The sequence below is a fragment of the Methylophaga sulfidovorans genome, assembly GCF_900114205.1.
Lineage (GTDB): Bacteria > Pseudomonadota > Gammaproteobacteria > Nitrosococcales > Methylophagaceae > Methylophaga > Methylophaga sulfidovorans.
On the sequence record NZ_FOSH01000001.1, the window covers coordinates 151,113 to 173,708 of the forward strand.

Here is a 22,596-nt window from a genome sequence, read left to right on the forward strand (position 1 = left end):
ATCATCTTGATTCGCGAACACAAACTAATCACTCAAAGTCCCTATGCAAAAGCCAGGAGGCAAAGCATTCTGAAGAAATCCAAACAGGTATTGATCATTGATGATCAATCTACAGGACGTACAATTCTAGAACGCATTATTCAACAGATTGCTGACAATATTATTGTTACGTCGTTGAGTAGCCCGGAAGAAGGTCTTATCTGGCTCAATAATAACGAGCCGGATCTCATCATCACTGACTATCGTATGCCGAACATGAATGGTGTGGAGTTTATTCAAAAAATTCGCGTCATGCCTCAGTGTCATTCGGTACCTATCGTCATGATTACCGTGGTTAGTGAAAAATCTGTTCGCTACAATGCATTGGAGGCAGGTACCACGGCTTTCCTGACTCGACCAATCGATCAAATTGAATGCCGCACCACTTGTCGAAACCTGCTACAAATGCAGGAACAACATCTGATTATTCAGGATCGTGCAGACTGGCTGGCAAGGCAGGTTGAAATCGCCACCAAGAAGGTCGTCGATCGTGAAAAAGAAACCTTATTACGATTAGCTCGTGCGGGTGAGTACCGGGATGAAGGTACAGGCAACCATGTTATTCGTATGGCAAAATACGCGCGAGTGATTGCCGAATCGCTTAATGCGTTCAGCCAGAAAGAATGTGAGGAATTAGAATATACCGCGCCTATGCATGATATTGGAAAGATTGGCATTCCAGACGGTATATTGCTTAAAGCAGGCCCACTAAGTGATCATGAGTGGGGCATCATGCAAACCCACACCACTATTGGACATGCCATTTTATCGGACAGCCAATCCCGCTATATGCAAACAGGCGCCGTTATTGCACTGAATCATCACGAACGCTTTGATGGCAAAGGCTACCCGAATGGTTTAAAGGGTGATGAGATTCCCCTTATTGCACGTGTTGTCGCTGTAGCGGATGTATTTGATGCACTTGTATCTGAAAGACCCTATAAAGTGGCATGGCCATTTCAAGACGCCATTGAGTACATAAAAAAACAATCTGGCAGCCACTTTGATCCTGTATGTGTTGACGCATTTATCGAGAGTCTAGATAAGATAAAAGCCATTCAGGCTGAGTATGCGGATGAACCTAATGAACGATTCAGATAACGCCAAGCCAGATAGAAAAAACGGTTTTTTAGCTAGGATAGAACATTTCCGTTCCATTCTGAGCAGAACAGGTGATAGCGAACCTGAACAGGCCATAAAAGTACGCTTAACTATTGGGCTTGGTATTCTTTTTTATTTCGCCTTGCCATGGAGTGATGGAGAGCAATTACAAGATACATTGCTTTCTCATCCCACCTTAGTAACTTTAATTTATTATGCTGGCGCCATGGCAATTGCCATAGCAATATTGCGTAATCCTCATCCCTCCCCCATCAGACGCTTTGCCGGCATCCTCTTAGACTTAGGATCTTTGTCGATTCTGATGTTTTATTCAGGTGATGAAAGTGTGTTTCTGTTCATCCTGTATGTCTGGGTAATTTTGGGTAATGGCTTCCGCTACGGTACTCAATACCTATATCTATCACTCAGCGTAGGATTGATTGGTTTTAGCATTGCGGTTGTTTACGGTCCTTATTGGCAGGATCTCCAGCACAAACACATTGGTTTTAGCTTGTTGTTATTATTATTAGTCATCCCTGTCTACTCGGCATTTTTGATTAATAAACTCCATGTCGCGATAAAAACAGCAAAGCTTGCCAATGAGGCTAAAAGTCGCTTTCTGGCCAATATGTCACATGAACTGAGAACACCTCTCAACGGTGTGATTGGTATAGCTGACCTGCTTGGTGAAACCAAATTAAGTCCACAACAGTATGAGTTCGTTAATATCATGCGTAACTCTGCGCAGACCTTATCCGGATTAATTGAAAATGTACTGGATATTTCAAAAATAGAAGCAGGCAAGATACATATTGCTAAAGAGAGCTTTGATTTACATTCTTTGATTAATAACATCATCGAATTACAGGCTGTAATGGGTGAGTCTAAAGACCTCAGAGTCAGTTACCATATTGACTCAAATATTGATTATCGACTGATAGGCGATCCACAACACTTACGCCAGATTCTGATTAATCTGTTGGGAAATGCCATTAAATTTACTGATACTGGTTCGGTAAAATTACTGTTAGAAAAAGTGGCGACTGATACAATAAGCCAAAAAATAACTATACGGTTCGAAGTACGTGATACAGGCATCGGCATAGCTGAAGAATATCTAGACAAGATATTTGATAACTTCACACAAGCCAATGTATCGAACACGTCGAAATACCAGGGTACAGGGCTCGGAACAACGATCTCTAAACAGCTCGTAGAACTCATGGGAGGAGAGATAGGTGTAAAAAGTGAGCTAGGCACAGGCACAACATTCTGGTTTGAATTGCCTTTTGACACCCACTCTGAATATGATTTGGAATTAAACGAACATAAAGTACTCGTTCTCGCGACAGAAAAAATCACTTCATCTTTATGTCAAAGCTTTGACACCTGGAATCTGGATTACCAATGTGCGCAATCCTCGGCTCAGGCAATGTCAGCATTAATGACAGCTGCAGAAAATGAACAGCCTTTTTCTACCTTAGTCATTGATAGTGATTGCATGGCTGGAATCAACCCCGTTCAATATGCACAGCTTCTAACTCAGGAAGACAGTCTTCAACATTTATCATTAGTCTTAGTGAACCATGCTGGTGATGTACTTCAAGACGAAGAACTTAATCAGTTTTATCGTTCGTCTGTAAAAGATGTAGCAGACAAAAGGGCTCTATTTAATGCGCTTCATTCAGCTGAGTCTACATTTTATAACGCTGATAAAGTGGTTAAGCTCAATGAGTACTATCAATCTGAAGCAAACTCTCAAACTCAATTAACCATTCTGATTGCAGAAGATAATATTGTTAACCAGCGGGTATTATCCGGCATCCTGAGTCAAATAGGACACAAGCTCATACTAGCCAATACAGGTGAAGAAGCGATGAGTCTTATCAGTGATCACTACGATGAGATTGATTTAATGGTGTTGGATATGAATATGCCCGGCTATTCTGGGATTGATATCATTAAAGCAACTCAATTTATGGACACATCAAGAAAAATACCGTCCATGATTCTTACCGCTGATGCGACACCAGAAACCAGACAAAACTGTATTGACGCTGGTGCTGATATTTTTCTGACAAAACCCATTAATTCAAAAGCTTTATTGTCAGAAATAGCGGGCTTCGCAAAAAAATCAAAACAAAATCAATCATCGTTTGAAATCGACGCTGTGATTTCAACACCAGATAGTGAACAACTATTAGATTACCGCCTCATCTCCGAGTTAGAAGAACTCGGTGGAGGTGAACAATTTATCAATAGTCTCGTCAGTGGCTTTGAGTACGATGGTCGAAAGCACATTGATATTATTAACAATGCTGTGTTCGATGACTATTATCAATATCGTGAAAGCTTACATGCTCTTAAAGGTTCTTCCACCGAAATAGGTGCCATCAAACTTGCGTGGCTAACCCGTCAGGCAGAACAAATCAAACCTGATCAAATTAATAGCCAAGAAATAAAACAAATCGCCCGAGACATCAATCAGATATTTAATGATTCCTTAGCAGCCCTCAAAAAAACCGTTACCGACCATAATTACGAGACTAAACACTAGCCGATGCTAAGAGTTCGGTTTTACTGGATTGACGCTGGACTAAACGTTGCATCATGCGTAAATCACGAGGTTGCAATTTCAATGCTGACTCGGCCCAGATTTTAGTGATCGTCAATAATTCGTCATAGCTAACAGCATTACAAGCATCTTTAACCTGTCTCATTGCTCGATGACTATTCGCATTTTTATTTGATTTTTCGATATATCGGTAAACTTCCCACTCGCCTTCTCCCTGCTCAGCGAGAATATCAACAACGCCCATCTCATAAAGCTCTTCAGCAGCATATAACTTACCTGCCAGAATCATTTTTTCTGCTTTTGATGCGCCAATCTTTCTTGATAAAAGAGAAAATGCCCCCATGCCTGGGAATAAGTTAAATAAGACTTCAGGAAGCCCCATTTTTGCGCCCTTTTCGGCAATCAGCACATTGCTTGATAAAGCAGACTCAAAACCGCCTCCCAAGGCATCACCTTTCACTAAAGCAATGGTAGTCAGATCAGTATCGAGATGAGACATGTTGGCATGCAAAACTTCAATACAACTCACTGCATAGGCCAATAAACCATCCGCATCTTGCTGCTCAATAAGATTTGCAAACAAGCCCAGGTCACCACCCAGGTTAAAGATGCCATCAACATCAGAGGCTAATACCAGGTAGTCGTATTTTTGTCCCTGAGTTAATCGCATATCTTGTTTAACACCAGAGAAATAGGTAGAAATTTCACTTAATAAGGTGGGTGTAAAGCAGGGTCTGGGCTCTCCATGCATACGAAACCAGCCTGTACGGTATTTCTTATCATAATATGTAGATAGTTGTGAAAACTGATTTTGCTCCTGTTGTAATCGAGCGGCGTCATCCATTTTTGCCAGGGCATTCATAAATCATCTCCTATACAGACTTAATTACCAAAAAGTAAAAACATGCTGGGTAATTAAGCTTTTGCAGGAACCATGCCCAAACAGCAATATAGCAAAAAAATATATTTTCTATTTAATTATCAATATATTACATAAAATTTAACGACGATTTTTTTATTTCCGCTACTGTCAATTATCTGACTAGAAATATTATGCGCAATTCTCTTGTTAAGGCCTTATCAGTTTATGCTACAGGGGCGATGGTTTTAGCATGATGAAGAATGCCTGCAATAGGCTCAGGTTTACCTAAATGATATCCCTGTCCATAATCAACACCGATGGCTTTTAATTTTTGCCAGATTTCTTCATTTTCAACAAATTCCGCAATGGTCTCTAATCCCATTACATGGCCGATATCGTTAATCGATTTAACCATTTCATAATCAAGTGGATCGACATGCATATCTTTCACAAACATACCGTCAATTTTAATACTCTGAACAGGCAGATTTTTCAGATAAGCAAATGATGACAATCCACTACCAAAGTCATCCAGGGAAAACTGACAGCCTAACTTTGACAAGCTATCAATGAAGTAGTGAGCCTGTTTCAAATTACCAATAGCTGCAGTTTCAGTAATTTCAAACTTAATCATTTCCCGGCGAAAAGAAGCTGAGGACAATTTTGTATTAATAAAGGACAACATATCCTCTTTACCAAGACTAGCACCTGAAAGATTGATCGCTAGATATTTTAAATGCGGTAATAATGTGTAGTGTTGCTCTAGCCATTCAAATACATGGCTCACAACCCATTTATCAATTCGCTCAGACAAATTGTAACGCTCAGCAGAAGAAAGAAATGCACCCGGTGGAAATAATTGGCCAGCCTTATTTCTCAGGCGGACTAATACTTCATACATTTCCAGGAAGCCAGTTGTCGTACTCACAATAGGTTGTGCATACAGCTCAAATCTATTTTCAGCCAATGCATCCTTTATCTCGTTGACCCATTTGAACTCTCCCTTCTGAGTCGTTAACTGTTGATCTTGTTCCTGATAAATATAAACACGGTTTCTGCCAGAGTTTTTGGCCGCATAACATGCACTGTCTGCCTGTTTTAAGGCTTCAGTTCTATCTCGGGTATGAGAAGTAACCATCGTGACGCCAATGCTTACACCCACAGTAAAAATTTGTGACTCCCAGATAAATTGGAATTGTGACACCAATTCTTTAATTTCATTTGCAATAGACTCAGCTTTCTCCAACTCACAGTCTTCCACAAGAATCGCAAACTCATCACCACCAAGCCGTGCCAGCGTATCGCTTTTTCGTGTGGAATTACCAAGTAACGCCCCTAACTGCCGGAGCAGTTCATCTCCTGCAATATGGCCACAGGTATCATTAATGACTTTAAACTGGTCCAAATCCAGGAAACATAAAGCATGTTAGCTCCCTACTCGCTGAGCATCATTGACTAACATAGATAACCGTCTTTCAAACTCAGTACGATTAATCAAGCCGGTCAAATCATCATGGGTTGCCTGAAAAGATAATTTCTTCGCCAGTTTTCTTGACTCGGTAATATCCTCATAAATAGCGACATAGTGACTAATCTGCTGTTTGTCATCATAAACAGCCGCCAGATAGAGCTTGACCCAGTAAAAACTGCCATCTTTTCGTCGGTTTTCAATTTCTCCTGACCATTGCCCATCAGAAGAAACCTGAAGCCAGATTTCATCAAAAAATGCCGAGACCATTTTGTTAGATTTATAGCTCTCAAGTCTCTGACCAATCATCTCGGTAGCACTATAACCTGATAACTGTTCGCACTTTTTATTAACGTATTCGATCGTGCCTTTTTCATCCATAATCAAAATAGAATTTGGACTCGACTCTACCGCCCGGGATAACTTGAGCATATGCGCCTGGCTGGCTTTTAGCTTTTCATTACTTAGTTGTAACGCTTTGGTACGCTCTTTAATGAGCTCTTCACGTTTCAGCATTTCATCATTCAATTGATCTAATAAATCCTGATTACTCTCCTGTAATTTAAAACTCTTAATTAGATTCTGATTAGCCCGCCTTGCCATGGAAAACATTAATAAGTAATAAGCGATAAAACCAAACATCAAGATATAAACCAATTTATCAGCTAACGTCGTCTCGATTTGATAGATTGACATGGATGTGAGCAACACTAACTGGGGAAGAGTGTAAGCCAAAAAGGTGGCGAAACTGGCACTTAACACCGGTACTGCAGCGGCTATTACGGTGCTAATTAAAATATAGAATAAGGTATTAATCTGCACATTATCGATAAGGACATAGAACGTGCTCGCCAGCCCCCACACAATACCGACACACCCGCTTAGAACAGTATAAACAATAATCCATTTTTTTGGCGTGAAGCCCAAAATATCATTATGTTTTTTATATAAAAACAGGACTATTAGCCGTATTGACGACAATACGCAAATAGTAAAGCTCCAGCTAAATAATAGTAGTGAGTAAGGTTGGACATGATCATATAACACGATAAAAACCAGTATGGAGACACCCATTACTGTGAGATTAGAAAACAACACCTCATCATATAAGCGATCAGCTTGTTTTCTTGATATGACTTGCTCATCCATGTCTTGATTATCTATCTGTAATGTTACGAATAGCTGAGAATATCATTGATTAGAATCACATGACTAACGGCATGATGCTCAATCAAACCAATACCGTATATGTTTATTTGATAAATTCAGTATTCCTAAGCTGAATTGAAGTTCACAACTGTTCATTATTGATAAGATCAAATGGCATTCCTTAAGCTCAGATCATCCGGATAAGGCTGCAAGTAGGCCTGCTTGTTTATATAAGGATCGGGATGGTTGTTAAAATGATGGCGTAATAAGGTCACAGGCACTATCAGAGGTATTTGCGCAGTTCTATATTGTTCAATAATAGCCGCTAACTCTTGTTTTTCAGAACTAGAAATTTTCTTCTTCAGATATCCCTGTAAATGCATCAATACATTTGTGTGGGTTTTTCTTGAAGCTAATGTTTTCAATGTTGTCATTAACTCTTCAAAATAGCGCTGACCTAAGGCATCAATATCATGATTACCTGCATCAGCTAACATACGTCCCAACTCTGCATATTTCGCTGGTGAATGTGCCATTAAGGTATATTTATAGCGAACATGAAAATCTAATATAGCTTTTACAGTTAAGCCCTGATTTTTGAGTTGAAGCCAATTCGCGTAAGCAAAAACGCGTGTAACGAAGTTCTCTCTTAATAAAGGTTCACACAATCGTCCCGACTCTTCCACCGGCAACAACGGGTGTGCATCGGTAAACGCTTTGGCATACAGCCCCCGTCCAGGTGTCGATGAAGGATAACCATTTTCCTGATACACCTTTACTCTGAACAAACCACAGCTCGGCGAGTTTTTCATAAAGATATAACCACATAAATCCTGATGTTCTGCTGCTTTTTTCTCTCCATACGTTGTCAGCGCATGACTGTAATTTAAAGCCTCATCATGAACAGCAACCGCATCCGGGCTATCAGGATTACCTACCAATCGTATAGGTTTGCGAGGAATACTCATCCCAATACCCACCTCAGGACATTCAGCTACAAAATCAAAATAGCGCGATAAGCTCTCCGTAGCTAAACGTAAATGTTTATGGGTACCGTCATAGCGAACTTCATGTCCTAATAAACAACTGCTAATGCCGACTTTAATTTTCATATCTTCACGTCCATCTCATACTCTGTAAATTATCTTAGCACTAGGTTTGCTAAAAAATGTGAAGGTCAGACGAAGATTATTAAGGACATCAATATGCATTATTTAATTACTGGTGGCACCGGACTCATTGGTTCATCACTTTGTCAGCATCTTTTAACAGCAGGCCATGATGTCACTGTGCTAAGCAGAAATAGACAAAAAGTCATCAACCTTTTTAGTGACAAAGTTGCAGCCGTAGAGTCTCTTGATGAAATCGATCAGCAACACGCTATAGATATTGTGATTAATCTTGCAGGTGAACCCATAGCGAATAAAAGATGGAGTGACAAACAAAAAGCGGTTTTGGAAAAAAGCCGGATTGATTTGACCGAACATTTAGTGAATTGGATAAAACGTCGTCAGCATAAGCCACACACATTAATCAGTGGTTCTGCCGTTGGCTGGTATGGTGATCAAGGCTCACAGCCGCTTACTGAAGACAGCAGTTATCAAAACGACTATACTCACGAGCTTTGTGAAAAATGGGAGCAAGCAGCCCTAGCTGCCCCGAATGATATCCGCACCTGCATCATTCGTACCGGCTTAGTTCTGAGTACTGAAGGCGGAGTTCTTCAGCGTATGCTTTTACCCTTTAAGTTGGGATTAGGTTGCACTTTGGGAAATGGCCATCAATTTATGCCATGGATACATATTTCTGACATTGTTCAGCTTATTATTTACATCAGTCAGAATCCCTCTGCAAAAGGAATATTTAATGCTACAGCACCTCATCCTGTCACCAATAAAACCTTCACAAAAAGCCTGGCTAAACATCTTCAGCGCCCTGCATTTCTGAAAGCCCCTGAATCAATATTAAAATTCGCTTTAGGTGAAATGTCTCAGCTTTTATTAGGAGGGCAACGAGCGTACCCGGAAAAAGCAAAGGAAATTGGTTATCAATTCCAATATACTGAGCTGGATAATGCCTTTAACAATCTTTTAAATAAATCGTAAATTTATCTATGACAAAACGTGCCATTTTATTAGCCAATCTCGGTTCTCCAGACGCGCCAGACACACCCTCTGTACGTCGATATCTTAATCAGTTTCTGATGGATCCGTATGTGATTCAATTACCCTGGTTGCTGAGGCGCATGATTGTCAGTCTCTTTGTATTACCGACACGTCCAAAAGCATCAGCTCATGCTTATCAAAGCGTATGGACACCTGAAGGTTCGCCATTAATTGTTTTATCAGAGAAGTTAAAAAATGCGCTTCAGGCTAAATTACCGCTCCCAGTAGAAATGGCAATGCGTTATGGCAACCCCAGCATCGAACAACAATTATTAAAAATTACCGAGGATAAATCGATAGAAGAAGTACTTTATATCCCACTCTATCCACATTACGCAGAAAGTACGGTAACCACATCTATAGAAGAAGCAAAACGGGTTATCAACAAACACAAGCTAAATATCAAGCTGAGCGTCATACCACCTTTTTTTGATGATCCAGATTATATTAGAGCCTTAGTCACCAGTACCCAACCTTATCTGGAACAAAGCTATGATCACATTATATTTAGTTATCATGGTTTGCCTGAGTCACATATCACTAAGTTAGATAGTTCAGGTACACACTGTCTAAAGCAGGATAATTGTTGTCAGGGTAGTCATCCCGCACATAAAACCTGCTACCGTCACCAGGTTATGAGAACGACTGAGTGCTTTGCCGCACAAGCTGGTTTAGCAAAAGAGCGTTATTCCGTTGCGTTCCAATCCAGACTGGGCCGTGCAAAATGGTTGGGACCCAATACTGAAGACAAGTTACGTGATTTAGCCCAACAAGGCGCCAAGCATGTGATGGTTTTATGCCCAGCGTTTGTCACGGACTGTCTCGAAACATTAGAAGAGATTGCCATTCGTGGCGAAGAAGTCTTTAAAGAAGCAGGTGGCGAGAAATTGACGCTAATACCGTGTATGAATGACGACCCTGCCTGGGTTAATGTGTTAGCTGATTGGTGTCAAAATTAAACCCGGCCAATTAAAGGCTGTCTGACGACTTGGCTGGTATATTCACCACCTGGCCCATAAGCGCCAGTTTCAGGATCACGTCCACGTAAAATAGATAAAGCTCTGACCAAATATTGCCGGTTTACATTGATAATGCCACCGTTTATTTGATTAAACTCGCGGCAAGTTTTTGCCACTTCACGAAGCCGTGTCACCTGCATGGACATGTGGGTTGCTTCGGCTTCTTCTTGATTTGCTATAAAGGCTTCGAGACCCGATTTTCCTGCTGGGAACCCCACAGCAGTCAGTAATTGCTCACGCTGCCGAGCCAGTTGCTCCAGCTTTAATAAATACGGCTGCTTTAGTTTGGTTATTTCAGACACTTTATCAACATCTGAAATCTTTAACGCATCGCGTTCTTGCTTTAACAGGGTTGCAAGTGCAGTACTATTGCTGATTTCTGATTGTAAAATCGTACTCAGCTGCTGCATGGCATTCATTGACATGAGGATGTCCTTTTTACAGATTACCCTCAAAATCAATCATTTTTCGTGCCAACTGTTGACTGTCAACCTGATAAGTTCCGTTATCTATTGCCGCTTTAATACTATCAACTTTAGTCTGATTCACTGTAGGGACATCAGCTAAGCTTTTTTCTACTTGCGACAGTGTATCGCTTAAACTCACTTTATCACTTTCCGTGTTTGGGCTCGTTGTTGTAACTGACGGCGATTTTTCAGCCGCCTCTTTGCGTTCACCCACATTTCGTGACGGACTATATTCCGTCTGAGATGGTGGCTTAATACTATTAATATCAGACATATAAGCTGTCTCCATTTATCTTATGTTTGTTGTATCGGCAGCAAAGAATGAAAGTTGAGAATTTTTTACATTGTCACCTTAACAATGCCCGGGGCCTGAACGATACCTTCTACCACCCGGTTTGAAGAATTATTTTTTACTTTAATTTTATCACCCAGAATGGCATCTTCCATGGCCATGCCATTCATTCTCACTTCCATAAAGCCTGCTTGTGCAACGAGTATGACTTGTTCACCACGCTGAACTACTTTCTGTTGCTTAAGACTACGAGGAGTCAATGCTGTTCCCAAAGCGACAGGATACTTTAATTGTTGGCCCAATACTTTATCTGCTGAAAGTAAAAAACCTTGCCGTAAGTCGCTAATATCCTGCATAACAATTTTAACATCGGAAGATTTCAAGGTCTGATTGGCTGCCAGGGCCTTCGCTGCCACGACAACTGGGCGCATAACTTTAACCTTAACAGAGACGTACACAGTCCACTCTGTCGGTGCACGGCAACGGATCCCGATAGTTCTGTTGCCAACCGTATTAGCATTAGATGTGGAAAAAGCAGCTAAATTACCAGAACATGCTTGCAGTCGTAAGCGTTTATCCATAGCATCAACAATCACTTGAGGATTGTCGTAATAGGCTTGTGCATCGTTCATAGCAAAAACGTAGGCTGTTTGCTCAATTCCGGCTAACGGTTGTATAGATTCGGCATTTACAGAAGGTGTCAATAAAACGACACTTAAACAGCATAAAAAAAATCTACGAATCATGAGGGTTCACCTAATATATAAGGTTAAAAAGCTTCTTGGTTTTAATACTGCAAGTTACATGCCTAGACCCAATTGCAAAAACTCAAGACTTAGTAAGCATTGCCGATAGCATCATTAAGCATAGAGGAGTCAACATGAGCAGCATTATTGATGGCGTAGATCAACGTACCAATCTTGCCGGTACGAATCGTCTGGAATTATTGTTATTTCGTCTAGGCACAGCTCAGCTATATGGCATTAACGTTTTTAAAGTACGTGAAGCGATTGCTTGTCCAGCCTTAACAAAACTTCCACAGTCTCATCCTAATATTAAAGGTATGGCTTCCATTCGTGGACAAACAGTCAGTATTGTTGATTTATCTCAGAGCATTGGTCGCCGCCCCTTACAAGATCTGGCAGAAAGCTTTGTAATCCTCACTGAATATAACCGTTCTGTTCAAGGATTTTTGGTCACTTCTGTAGAACGTATTATTAATATCAGTTGGTCCGATGTATTACCGCCACCAGCAGCATCAGGTGCCAGCAGCTATCTGACTGCGATTACCAAGTTTGAAGACAAGTTAGTTCAGATCATTGATGTTGAGCAAGTGTTAGCTGAGGTAATGGGGATTCAGGCTGATGTATCTTCTGAGTTAGTCAATAATTACTCTGAACATAATCAAGGGATACGACAACATATTCTGGTAGTCGATGACTCCAGTGTCGCCAGAAATCAGATTAAACGCACACTGGAACAAATTGGTTTAGAAATCACCTTAGCTAAAAATGGTAAAGAAGCTCTGGATATGCTCAAGACATGGAAAGCGAATGGTGAAGACATCTATGAAAAAATAGCTTTAATGATATCGGATATCGAAATGCCAGAAATGGACGGTTATACCCTGACATCAGAAGTCAGAAATGACCCGGCAATGAAAAGCCTACCCATTCTGTTACATACCTCAATGAGTGGCACATTTAATCAGGCTCTGGTATCAAAGGTTGGCGCTGATAAATTTATTCCTAAATTTTCTGCCGATGAATTAGCCGCGGCTGTACAATCCATGCTGAAATAAAAAAAGGCTCTTTTCAGAGCCTTTTTTAGTATTTACTGGAGCGGGCCAAAACCATTTAAATCAGCTGGCATTGGAATCACATTATTTTTTTCTGTGACGATATCCGCTTTCGCTCTCATCAAGTTAGTCCCAGTGAAACCACTGACACGATATACCCATTCAGAAAGTTTTTTATTCAAGGCGTCCACTTCAGCTTTAACCTGTTCCTCTGATTTCAGAACATTAAGGGCTTTGATATCGTCAGGTGCCTCAGTCACCAGATCAGGCTGATAGTCAGCAGACAAGGTCGTGTAATAAAACCCGTCAATAAATGAAGTCTTGGTTGTCACCACCAAACCATCAAAGGTAATAAAGCGCGCAATCACAACATCCGCATCGCCTCGATTGAAGTCTTGTTTCGGTAACACATCTTCCATTCGCAATTGGTGTAATGAGCCGGCGATGTCATAACCCAACTGAGGATATTTAAATACGGTTTTTTCACCGGATTCAGGTGTACCAAATTTGTCTTTCTTACCTAAATTCACCAGCGTAGCAATATCACCCTTCGGCTGAATAATTTCCACCCGGGCAATACGTTCACGAGCTAAATCGATAACCTGACTATCAATCCAATTCAGCATCACCGGACTAATCAGCAAATATCCTTCCGCTAACCAGCTTTGTGCATCCCCTACACGTCTGACATAAAATTGTTTTGGACCTGCACTGGCGACGGTAACATCTCGTTGTTTGCCTAATAACAGACCCGCAATCTGTTCATCCCCCTGTTTAAGCATCACTTTGATTGAGCCACCATCAGGTGTTTCTGGTTTTGTACCATCAACGCCTAAAATAGCGTATTGCTCGGGGTTGCTTGTTTTTTGCTCCATCAGCTTCGCTTCTGACAGATCGATCAACATCCGTTTCACTTCATCAAAGTTAGCTGGATAATTATAGTGCTCAGGAATGAACCAATCTTCCCCTTTTTTCTGCAATGAAAACTGGCCTTCCCCACTGCTGAACTGAATGGTGTCTACCTGACTCAATTCACTGAATAAATCAGGGAACAACAAACCATAATTATCATCATTATCATGCGTTCGATAAATGGTCACCAGCATTAGCAGCACCATCACTACAGTGACAATGAAAAGAATAGTCAAACTGTTGAATTTTTTTGTCATGTTATAAACCTATTATCGAGTCGACTAAAACAGTATCGTTATTGCTGGCTACGTGCTTTATTACGTTTACGAATTCGCATCCAGCCAGTGAACACTGCTAATAATCCGACTAATATCGGTACCAATCCAATATTGAAAAACTTCAGCTGTGCATCCAATTTATCGATATCTTTACGCAGATTAGCTTGTACATCGCGCAACTGCTGCTGTGTTTTATTCGCTGTCAGGCGGAATTCAGCAATTTCTTTTTGTTGCTCTGCAGACAGAATTTGTTTTCCTGAACCACTGCGCTGAACTTGCATACGAGCGATACGTTGCTGTGTTTCTTTCAGCTTGTTCTGCAATTCACGTTCTTTTGTACGGAAGCGTTTTTCAGCATCGCGTTGTAGAGCAATGACCTTATAGAATGGTTTCGAGAAACCAGCGCGTGAACGAATACTTATCAGGCCATCACTGCCTGTCATATCCTCAATAGCATTAATCAAGAAATCAATATTATTTGATGTATTGAAGGCTAATTGTTTGCCATAAAAGTCCTGCGTTTCTACCCAGAAACGGTCATCCAGCATGTCGACATCAGCAATCGCGATAACATCAATATCTTTCTTAGCTTTGTCTAAATGACCTGGCATTTTTTTCATTTCACCAGAAGCTGTTTTCGCCCCATTAGGAAATGCCGTTTTTACCTCACCTTGGGCACGAACAGCCATTGGATAACTAATTGTTCCCGGTTGGTATTTAGTTAATAAAGCAACAGGATCATTACGGAACTGAACAACCCGCTTATCCACTAACATTGCCTCGTTACTCGATGAGAATAGAGGTGTAATTTTTGTAGTGTGATCATCCAGAATTTCAAAACGACCTGGTGTAGCGACATTCAATTGACGTAATGCTGAGGTAATACGTTCATCTTTATTAAAGTTATCTTTGGTTAACTTCTGCCAAAGCACATAGTCAATCGGTTGATAATCAGTCTTAGCACCAAAGTCCACTTTCGTTGCGGTTTTACGATCAGCGACGACATCTGTATTTGAACGTTTAAAGCCCCATGTCGTAAACAACTCTTCCATATTTGAGCTTCGCGGTGCCAACATGGCACTCATCGGGTTATCCGGATCCTTTTTCGGTTTATCGATTTCAGCATACGGATCAACAAAGGCAATCAACTTACCGCCAGCCAAAACATACTGATCAATAGCATAAAGCGTGCTTTCAGGCAGTTCTTTAGGATGAATCACCACGACTGCATCCATACTGGAAGGGATGCGGCGAATATCCGTAGGTAACACTGACACATTAAACATCTGGCGTAGCTGAGCCATCATTGCCCATGGTTTCGCACCATCAGCAGAAGCGACTTCACCTTTTAATGGATCATATTGCTCACCATCGACTTGCAGTGAACTAATAACACCGACAGTTTTTCTGTTGTTATTGGACAGTTTGTAAATCAATTTTGTTAGATCATATTCCAGCGTGTCTTCTTTTTCTGGCTGAAAGAAAGGAATCGTCTCAACACCATCGATTTCATTGGTGCCAGCCAAACCAAAATATAATGGGTCAGATTCACCATCAATCGGTATCGACTGCAAACCATATTGATCCGCACGCTGTTCATCTGCTGAAAAAGGTTCAGGATTCATTATAAATAAACGAATCTTGCCATTCGATGCACGTTGATATTCAAGCAATAATTCCTGAACACGTTGCGCATAGGATTTCAAACTAGGTAATGCTTGAGCGGCTTTTTCTGTGTAATAAAAACGCAGACTAATGGGTTCTTTCATCGATTTAAGAATGTTAATCGTGCCGTCGGATAAGGTGTAGATATTATCCTCAGTCAAATCAACCCGAGCTGATTTGAAGTTGCCATTGACCACAATATTGAATGATACAAACAGAATGATGGCCAGAATCAGACCTGTTACAGATAGTAGTTGTTTATTCATCGTCGCAATTCTCTCCTAGTCAGCCTTACGAGCATTGACGATAAGGGCGTTAGCAAATAGCCAGATAACGATTAATGAAATGAAATACATCATATCTCGCATATCAATTACGCCTTTGCTGATAGCGTCAAAATGGGTCAAGAAACTAAATGAGCTCACTGTTTCTACCAATGTTTTGGGTGCCCAGCCACTGAAAAAGTCAATGACAATGCCATAGCCGCTTAAGACAAAGACCAGACTAATAATTAAGCTAATTACAAAAGCAATCACCTGATTTTTTGTAATCGCTGAGATACATGAGCCAATTGCCAGAAACCCGCCAGCCATTAACAAGCTACCTAAGAAACTCGCCACAATGACACCATTATCGGGATTACCCAGATAATTCACAGTAATCCACAATGGAAAATTCAAAAACAACGCTAAGCCAGTAAATGCCCAGGCAGCCAAGAACTTACCAATAACAGCTTCAAAAACTGAAACAGGTAAGGTCATCAACAACTCAATTGAGCCGCTCTTACGTTCTTCAGCCCAAAGTCGCATTGAGATAGCCGGAATCAGCAAGATATATAACCACGGATGCATGGAGAAGAAAGGATAAAGATCAGCTTCACCACGTTCGAAAAAATTACCAACATAGAATGTTGAGAAACCGGTTAACAATAAGAAAATAATGATAAAAACATAAGCCACTGGTGTAGCAAAATAGCCATTAAACTCACGTTTCATAATGAACCAGATATTACGAATATTCATCAGTTTTTGGCTCCCGTATTAGGCATGGTAATACTACGGAAAACTTCGTCCAGTCGACCAGCTTCTGCATGAAGGGCATCAATGCTCCAGCCATTCTCACGAATTTTTTCCGATAACTCTGCGGTAATTTGCTGGCCATCTTTTGGATAGACCCTGAAACCAGCACCTTCCACTGGCTCAACTTGAGCAACAAACGGTAATGATTTCAAGAAGGTCTCAAATGCGTTTTGTTCGATATTAGCGACATTCACCACAACAGCATTGTAATAACGTGATTTTGATTCAAGTTCTTGCGGGGTGCCATCAAACTTCACTTTACCGTTAGCAATCACCACATTGCGTGTGCACAAAGCATGTACTTCTTCGAGAATGTGTGTAGAGATAATGATGGCTTTATCTTCAGCCATTTCATTGATTAATGTTCTGACTTCGTGTTTTTGGTTCGGATCAAGACCATCGGTAGGTTCATCAAGAATCAACACTGGCGGATTGTGCAAAATAGACTGTGCCAAACCAACACGACGTTTATACCCTTTTGACAGGGTTTCAATTGGTTGATACATGACATTGGTAATGCGGGCCCGTTCGGCTGCACTGTCAACAGCTCGACGTCTGTCAGCACCTTTGATACCGCGAATTTCAGCAATAAACTTCAGGAAACCATCCGGCGTCATATCCGCATAAGCCGGAGCCCCCTCAGGAAGATATCCCAGATGCGCTTTCACCGAAATAGGATCTGTCAGCACGTCATAACCACAGACTCTTACCGTGCCTCTGGTCGGCGTTAGAAACCCGGTAATCATTTTCATCGTCGTTGATTTGCCCGCGCCATTCGGGCCTAAGAACCCCAGCACTTCGCCTTTACTGACAGAAAATGACACACCATCAACGGCTTTGATCGCACCAAAGTACTTGGCCAGATCATCGATCTCAATTCTCAATGTCATAACAAAAGCGTCCCCCGCTTCCTAATCATTTTTGCAAACCCGTCATATTCTGAGGTGAAACAATTTAAGTCAAGCTTGAATTGTCTTTCATCATCCCCATTGTCTTAGTCATTCATAGCGCATAAGCTGTCACATAACACTCCAACTTACTCAGATATGAGATGTCAATGAAACGCTTAACACATAAAATCCGTGATTTCGGCTGGTCAGTCAGCGACAATTTTGCCGATACCACCTCTCGTCAACGTATCATTAAGACCACCGGCGTCATCATAGGTGTGATCGCGTCCATTATGGTGATCCTGATGGTGTGGTGGAGCATCGCTCCCAGCGAGTTTGACCCCACTGAAAATGCCAGAATCATGGCATCGCAACAGCAACAACAACTGGTTACTGGCTATACATCCACAGCGACGCTCATCACACTGGCTGAAACACTACTGGATAAACCCGGTGGCTATTTAAGCAATGATGTCATGCCACCATCCGTGTGGATGGACAACATGCCGCGTTGGGAGTTCGGTGTTCTGGTACAGATTCGTGATTTTTCTCGTGTCTTACGTAATGACATCAGTCGCTCACAGTCACAATCAAGAGAAGATGAGGATTTGGCGCTCGCCGAACCTCAGTTTAACTTTAATTCCAACTCCTGGTTATTCCCACCCACTGAACGTGAATACCGCGCAGGCATTAAATCCCTTAAATCCTACTTAGCCAGATTAAGCAGTAATCAGGATGATGCCCAGTTTTATGCCAGAGCCGACAACTTAGTGGCGTGGTTGTCCGTAGCAGAAAAACGTCTTGGCAGCTTGTCACAACGCTTAACTGCCAGTGTCGGTCAGGTCCGAATTAATACCGATTTAGCCGGTGATGCCGAAGCATTACAATCAACACCACTAGCTGATGAAGTGGTCACAAAAACACCATGGAATAAAATCGATGATGTTTTTTTTGAAGCCCGTGGGACAACCTATGCGCTGATTCACCTACTCAAAGCTGTCGAGTATGACTTTAGTGATGTTTTAAGGAAGAAAAATGCCTTGGTCAGTTTGCGTCAAATCATTCGCGAACTCGAAGCCACACAAGAGCCAGTATTAAGTCCGGTCATTTTGAACGGTAATGGCTTTGGCTTATTTGCTAATCACTCATTAGTAATGGCCTCTTATGTTTCTCGAGCCAATGCCGCCTTGATTGATTTAAGAGATTTATTAAACAGAGGATAAACTCCCAAAAAAAGTAAGGCATTTAACCTGCAGAATAAGGCAAATCACCCAACCATACATCGATACAACATCCTATTATTGAATTATCCAGTCCCCGTATAAGGGGCTGGGAGTTCAGATTGAATGGAGATGTAAATAATGTTTCAACGCAAATCAATTAAACCAGCTGTGATGTCAGTAGCGCTGGTACTTATGTCAGCCACATCCGTTTTTGCTGATGACAAACCTTATACTGTCACTAATGGCAATGAGCTTGATGCGGCGAGTTATGCTGGCTTCAAACTTTTCAGAAATTTCTGCGCACGCTGTCATGGCACCTACGGTCAAGGCATGGTAGGACCCAATTTGGCTGAAAGCCTGCATGTTATTTCGAAAGAAGAGTTTTTCAATACCGTAGAGCACGGAAAAACAGGCACCATCGGTAGTATGCCGGCCTGGTCATCAAATCCAAAAGTCATGAAAGGCAGAGAAGATATTTATAACTATCTCAAAGCCCGGGCAGATGGCGCGATTGGCGAAGTAAAACCTAAAAAAGCCAAGTAAAATCAGAAATATATTGAGGGCTGTAAACAGCCCTCAATATTTATCCTATTTTAGAAAGCCCATTGGCTCCGAACCTGAAATACAGAGGGTTCATCATTATCATTTGGCCCGCCATCGACTTCCAGCACATCTACATAGTTAGCAGAGAAACGTAATGTGGGTGTTGGGTACCAGTTAACACCATACGTCATGGCATCGGCTTCCTCACCATCAATACCGGCATCACTCAAATCAAGTGAGCTATAGCGTAACGCCAACTCCCATGCACCATAACCACCATCACCGACGATTGAGCTTGGTTTCACACCGCCCATAACACCATTTTTGTATTGGCGTGTCTCTCCGGTCAGGATATAACCAGCTTGCAGATACCAGCCATCAAAGTCCGCATCTTTACCGTTATTACGGTTAACCTTTGTCGTGATGTACTCCCCTTGAACAGAATAGGGACCATGACCAGCTGCGATTTCGGCACCAATATTGTAATAGTCTGCTACCGAAGTAATATCTCCAGTATCAATGATGCTTACACCTGATACATGTGATTCGGCTTCACTGTCGAAGCCCACTTTCCCACTATCTCCAGTGTCACGGTAGTTAAGACCCAACCCTAAATGAACAAAATGTACACCGTCGTTAATCGGTGCCCAAGTGCCTCGAGCGGTTGCCCCCCAGCCTTCATCATCTTGGCCACCTTTATTATTGATGGAATCACCGAATATTCCTGTCGCCCAGGACCAGTGTGTTGTTGCATTACTCGCCATAATCCCCATTTTTCTTCCTGAAGAAAAAGCATTAGGCAGCGCACGTTCCATAAACAACGTGTTATTTGCACTGGTCAAATAATCCAAACTGAACGGTGTTTTAAAATTACCGACGGTGATATCCATTGGCTCAAACCCTGTATAAGCGAGGTAAGCATCGGTAATACCTTTGCCATTTGAACCTGTACTGGCAAAGTCATATTCGAGCTTAAAATCCCAGACGTTATACATTGTGCCGGAATAAGAAATCCTTGCGCGGCGGAATTCTGAACCATCACCCATTTCCGGTTGACCACTGTATGTAGCCGCATCAGCCTGTAAGCGACCACCTAACTTACTCTCAAACTTGCCGTCACGGGTTTTAACACCAATTCCGCCTTTGACGGTCACTTCAACATCGGAGGGTTTGGTAGCTTCGGCGAGTTTGGCATCGACTTGTTGTTTTTCTTCTTGTGCCTGAGCCTGATTTTGTTTTAATTCCGCCATAAGTCGACCATACTGGTCATCATTGACCATACCGTTTTCATGCAGCATATTAATGAGAGTTTCAATTTCAGACCCCGCATAAGCAGGACCCGATAATGCAGCCAGAATACTCGCGGCCAACAGGCTTCTTTTTATTATCATGTTGTTCTCCTTGTCTGAATTGCTAAGAAGCATTACATAGCTGCAAAAACAGCTTGTAATCCTAGTTAACGGTTAAAAGGCGTTTATCATGACAGTTTTATTACAACAATTAGCCGATGTGATTAATGGAAATTAAAATTGATTTCCACTGGCAACTGACTCAACACGGAAAACCGCATCATATTGATGACATTCTGTTTCAAATGCTCGAAGCCATTCAGCAGGAAGGTTCTTTAAAACAAGCCACTGACAAGCTGGGGGTTTCCTATCGTTTCGCCTGGGGTTTGTTGAATAAGTGGGAAGCTCTACTTGGGCAGCCCTTGGTTATTCTAGAGCGTGGCCGTGGTGCAAGACTGGCTGTAGTCGGAGAAAAGTTAATGCATGCCAACCGGCATCTAAGTGCCTCATTTTCTCCAGAACTGGATAACTTTTCCACTGAGTTAAAGCGTGAATTTGAAGCCATTTTGGATCATAGCCCACGCGATACATTTAAAATTTTTACCAGTCATGGTCTGGCAGTGGGCGCACTCAAGGAATTAATTGATCAGCAGTCTGACTTTTTATTGGATTTACATTTTCATGGCAGCCAGGAAAGCCTGAAAGCACTAAAGGCTGGTGACTGTCATATTGCGGGTTTCCATCTGCCCATCGGTGAGTTACGACGTCATTTAATGACCGACTATCTAAAACTGCTTGATGAGAAACAACATCAATTGATTTATGTGGTTCGACGAAATCAAGGGTTGATGGTCCCCAAGGATAATCCCAAACAGATTAGCGATCTCAGCTCACTTACCGAGGAGGGTGTCACCTTTATCAACCGACAAATGGGCTCCGCCACCCGAACTTTATTTGATCAACTTATCGCAGCGCACAATATCTCCAGTGATGATATTAAAGGCTACTCACATGAAGAGTTCACACATATGGCCGTTGCTGCCATGGTGGCAAGTGGCGCTGCTGATATAGGGTTTGGAATCGCCCCTATTGCAGATAAGTTCAATCTGGAATTTATTCCCTTGGTATGGGAACACTACTGTTTGGCTGTACCACAATTATTAGTAGATGACCCGCGGGTACAGGCAATTATAAGCTTATTAAAAAGTAATGCTTTTTATCGAAAAGTGAAAGATTATAAAGGCTATGACACAGCACGTTCTGGCCAGCTTGTGAGTTTTGACGAAATATTCGCTTAAGCTCGCTGCCAATGCCCGCTTTTACCACCGGACTTTTCCAGCAGACGAATATTATTCATGGTCATCCCTTTATCAACGGCTTTACACATATCGTAAATGGTCAGCAGGGTAACTTGTACAGCAGTCAGTGCTTCCATTTCCACCCCGGTTTGGCCACTAGTACCCACTGTTGCCCGGCATTGTATAGATGAGCTGTTGCTATCTAACTCAAAATCAACGGATACCTTACTGAGTGCTAATGGATGACACAATGGCACTAAATCTGCCGTTTTTTTCGCTGCCATAATGCCGGCAATACGGGCGATTCCTAAAACATCGCCTTTTTTATGCCCGCCCTGTTCTACTAATTTAAATGTCTCAGGTAACATAACGATTGTGCCCTCAGCAATCGCAACGCGGTCTGTTGTGGCTTTAGCGCCTACATCAACCATATGTGCTTCACCTGCTTGATTAAAATGGGTCAAATCCGTCATCGCAAATGTTA

At 41.7% G+C, this 22,596-nt stretch carries 21 protein-coding genes; 8 read left to right on the plus strand and 13 right to left on the minus strand.

The features are described 5' to 3' along the window. Window positions 1–6: 6 nt before the first annotated feature. Together BM232_RS00765 and BM232_RS00770 are read left to right on the plus strand one after the other, a co-directional pair. Window positions 7–1,140, plus strand: a complete 1,134-nt coding sequence (locus BM232_RS00765; protein ID WP_091711280.1) for an HD domain-containing phosphohydrolase — start codon at window positions 7–9, stop codon at window positions 1,138–1,140. Next, window positions 1,124–3,697 (plus strand): ATP-binding protein, encoded by a 2,574-nt coding sequence (locus BM232_RS00770; protein WP_091711281.1) that lies wholly within the window; start codon window positions 1,124–1,126, stop codon window positions 3,695–3,697. The genes BM232_RS00765 and BM232_RS00770 overlap by 17 nt, the downstream gene beginning before the upstream one ends. Here the strand turns inward: BM232_RS00770 and BM232_RS00775 are convergent. From BM232_RS00775 to BM232_RS00790, 4 genes are all read right to left on the minus strand, one after another. Then, the gene (locus BM232_RS00775; protein WP_091711282.1) at window positions 3,687–4,577 is read right to left on the minus strand and encodes a crotonase/enoyl-CoA hydratase family protein; all 891 of its coding nucleotides are present in this window, start codon (window positions 4,575–4,577) and stop codon (window positions 3,687–3,689) included. The two genes, BM232_RS00770 and BM232_RS00775, sit on opposite strands and share 11 nt — an antisense overlap. A gap of 223 nt (window positions 4,578–4,800) precedes the next feature. Further along, window positions 4,801–5,988 carry a putative bifunctional diguanylate cyclase/phosphodiesterase gene (locus tag BM232_RS00780; RefSeq protein ID WP_091711283.1) on the minus strand — a complete coding sequence of 396 codons (1,188 nt, stop codon included), beginning with the start codon at window positions 5,986–5,988 and terminating at the stop codon, window positions 4,801–4,803. A 15-nt stretch (window positions 5,989–6,003) separates the two neighbouring features. Continuing rightward, a complete protein-coding gene (locus tag BM232_RS00785) occupies window positions 6,004–7,194 on the minus strand; it encodes a sensor domain-containing diguanylate cyclase (protein ID WP_091711284.1) in 1,191 nt (396 codons plus the stop codon). 167 nt (window positions 7,195–7,361) lie between these two features. Further along, window positions 7,362–8,306: a YbgA family protein gene (locus BM232_RS00790; RefSeq protein ID WP_091711285.1), complete on the minus strand. Its 945-nt coding sequence runs from the start codon at window positions 8,304–8,306 to the stop codon at window positions 7,362–7,364. Window positions 8,307–8,399: 93 nt separating this feature from the next. On the opposite strand from BM232_RS00790, the gene BM232_RS00795 reads away from it, so the two are divergent. After that, window positions 8,400–9,299 carry a TIGR01777 family oxidoreductase gene (locus BM232_RS00795; protein WP_091711286.1) on the plus strand — a complete coding sequence of 300 codons (900 nt, stop codon included), beginning with the start codon at window positions 8,400–8,402 and terminating at the stop codon, window positions 9,297–9,299. A gap of 8 nt (window positions 9,300–9,307) precedes the next feature. Next, window positions 9,308–10,318 (plus strand): ferrochelatase, encoded by a 1,011-nt coding sequence (hemH, locus tag BM232_RS00800; RefSeq protein ID WP_091711287.1) that lies wholly within the window; start codon window positions 9,308–9,310, stop codon window positions 10,316–10,318. Here hemH and BM232_RS00805 read toward each other — a convergent pair. From BM232_RS00805 to flgA, 3 genes are all read right to left on the minus strand, one after another. Beyond that, the gene (locus tag BM232_RS00805) at window positions 10,315–10,803 is read right to left on the minus strand and encodes a flagella synthesis protein FlgN (RefSeq protein WP_091711288.1); all 489 of its coding nucleotides are present in this window, start codon (window positions 10,801–10,803) and stop codon (window positions 10,315–10,317) included. The two genes, hemH and BM232_RS00805, sit on opposite strands and share 4 nt — an antisense overlap. Window positions 10,804–10,816: 13 nt before the next feature. After that, the gene (flgM, locus tag BM232_RS00810; RefSeq protein ID WP_177207228.1) at window positions 10,817–11,119 is read right to left on the minus strand and encodes a flagellar biosynthesis anti-sigma factor FlgM; all 303 of its coding nucleotides are present in this window, start codon (window positions 11,117–11,119) and stop codon (window positions 10,817–10,819) included. Between the two features lie 65 nt (window positions 11,120–11,184). Next, on the minus strand, window positions 11,185–11,883 hold the full coding sequence (gene flgA / locus BM232_RS00815) for a flagellar basal body P-ring formation chaperone FlgA (protein ID WP_091711290.1): 699 nt from the start codon (window positions 11,881–11,883) through the stop codon (window positions 11,185–11,187). Between the two features lie 134 nt (window positions 11,884–12,017). Here flgA and BM232_RS00820 point away from each other — a divergent pair, with 134 nt between their 5' ends. After that, window positions 12,018–12,938 carry a chemotaxis protein CheV gene (locus BM232_RS00820; protein WP_091711291.1) on the plus strand — a complete coding sequence of 307 codons (921 nt, stop codon included), beginning with the start codon at window positions 12,018–12,020 and terminating at the stop codon, window positions 12,936–12,938. A gap of 32 nt (window positions 12,939–12,970) precedes the next feature. On the opposite strand, the gene BM232_RS00825 is transcribed toward BM232_RS00820, so the two are convergent. The 4 genes from BM232_RS00825 to BM232_RS00840 are packed head-to-tail and all read right to left on the minus strand — an operon-like array spanning window position 12,971 to window position 17,759. Further along, complete coding sequence (locus BM232_RS00825) at window positions 12,971–14,104, minus strand: DUF4340 domain-containing protein (RefSeq protein WP_091711292.1); 1,134 nt, start codon at window positions 14,102–14,104, stop codon at window positions 12,971–12,973. A gap of 38 nt (window positions 14,105–14,142) precedes the next feature. After that, entirely contained in the window at window positions 14,143–16,056 is a 1,914-nt protein-coding gene (locus tag BM232_RS00830; RefSeq protein ID WP_091711293.1) for a Gldg family protein, read from the minus strand. Window positions 16,057–16,071: 15 nt separating this feature from the next. Beyond that, entirely contained in the window at window positions 16,072–16,812 is a 741-nt protein-coding gene (locus BM232_RS00835; RefSeq protein WP_091711294.1) for an ABC transporter permease subunit, read from the minus strand. Continuing rightward, on the minus strand, window positions 16,812–17,759 hold the full coding sequence (locus tag BM232_RS00840) for an ABC transporter ATP-binding protein (protein ID WP_091711295.1): 948 nt from the start codon (window positions 17,757–17,759) through the stop codon (window positions 16,812–16,814). The genes BM232_RS00835 and BM232_RS00840 overlap by 1 nt, the downstream gene beginning before the upstream one ends. A gap of 167 nt (window positions 17,760–17,926) precedes the next feature. On the opposite strand from BM232_RS00840, the gene BM232_RS00845 reads away from it, so the two are divergent. Together BM232_RS00845 and BM232_RS00850 are read left to right on the plus strand one after the other, a co-directional pair. Then, the gene (locus BM232_RS00845) at window positions 17,927–18,982 is read left to right on the plus strand and encodes a DUF2333 family protein (RefSeq protein WP_091711296.1); all 1,056 of its coding nucleotides are present in this window, start codon (window positions 17,927–17,929) and stop codon (window positions 18,980–18,982) included. Between the two features lie 138 nt (window positions 18,983–19,120). Then, entirely contained in the window at window positions 19,121–19,525 is a 405-nt protein-coding gene (locus tag BM232_RS00850; RefSeq protein ID WP_177207229.1) for a c-type cytochrome, read from the plus strand. 50 nt (window positions 19,526–19,575) lie between these two features. Here BM232_RS00850 and BM232_RS00855 read toward each other — a convergent pair whose 3' ends face one another. Further along, window positions 19,576–20,916, minus strand: a complete 1,341-nt coding sequence (locus BM232_RS00855) for an OprO/OprP family phosphate-selective porin (protein ID WP_091711298.1) — start codon at window positions 20,914–20,916, stop codon at window positions 19,576–19,578. A gap of 125 nt (window positions 20,917–21,041) precedes the next feature. Between BM232_RS00855 and BM232_RS00860 the strand changes: the two genes are divergently transcribed. Further along, on the plus strand, window positions 21,042–22,112 hold the full coding sequence (locus BM232_RS00860) for a substrate-binding domain-containing protein (protein WP_091711299.1): 1,071 nt from the start codon (window positions 21,042–21,044) through the stop codon (window positions 22,110–22,112). On the opposite strand, the gene moaC is transcribed toward BM232_RS00860, so the two are convergent. After that, the gene (gene moaC, locus BM232_RS00865) at window positions 22,109–22,585 is read right to left on the minus strand and encodes a cyclic pyranopterin monophosphate synthase MoaC (protein WP_091711300.1); all 477 of its coding nucleotides are present in this window, start codon (window positions 22,583–22,585) and stop codon (window positions 22,109–22,111) included. The two genes, BM232_RS00860 and moaC, sit on opposite strands and share 4 nt — an antisense overlap. Between the last annotated feature and the right edge of the window lie 11 nt (window positions 22,586–22,596).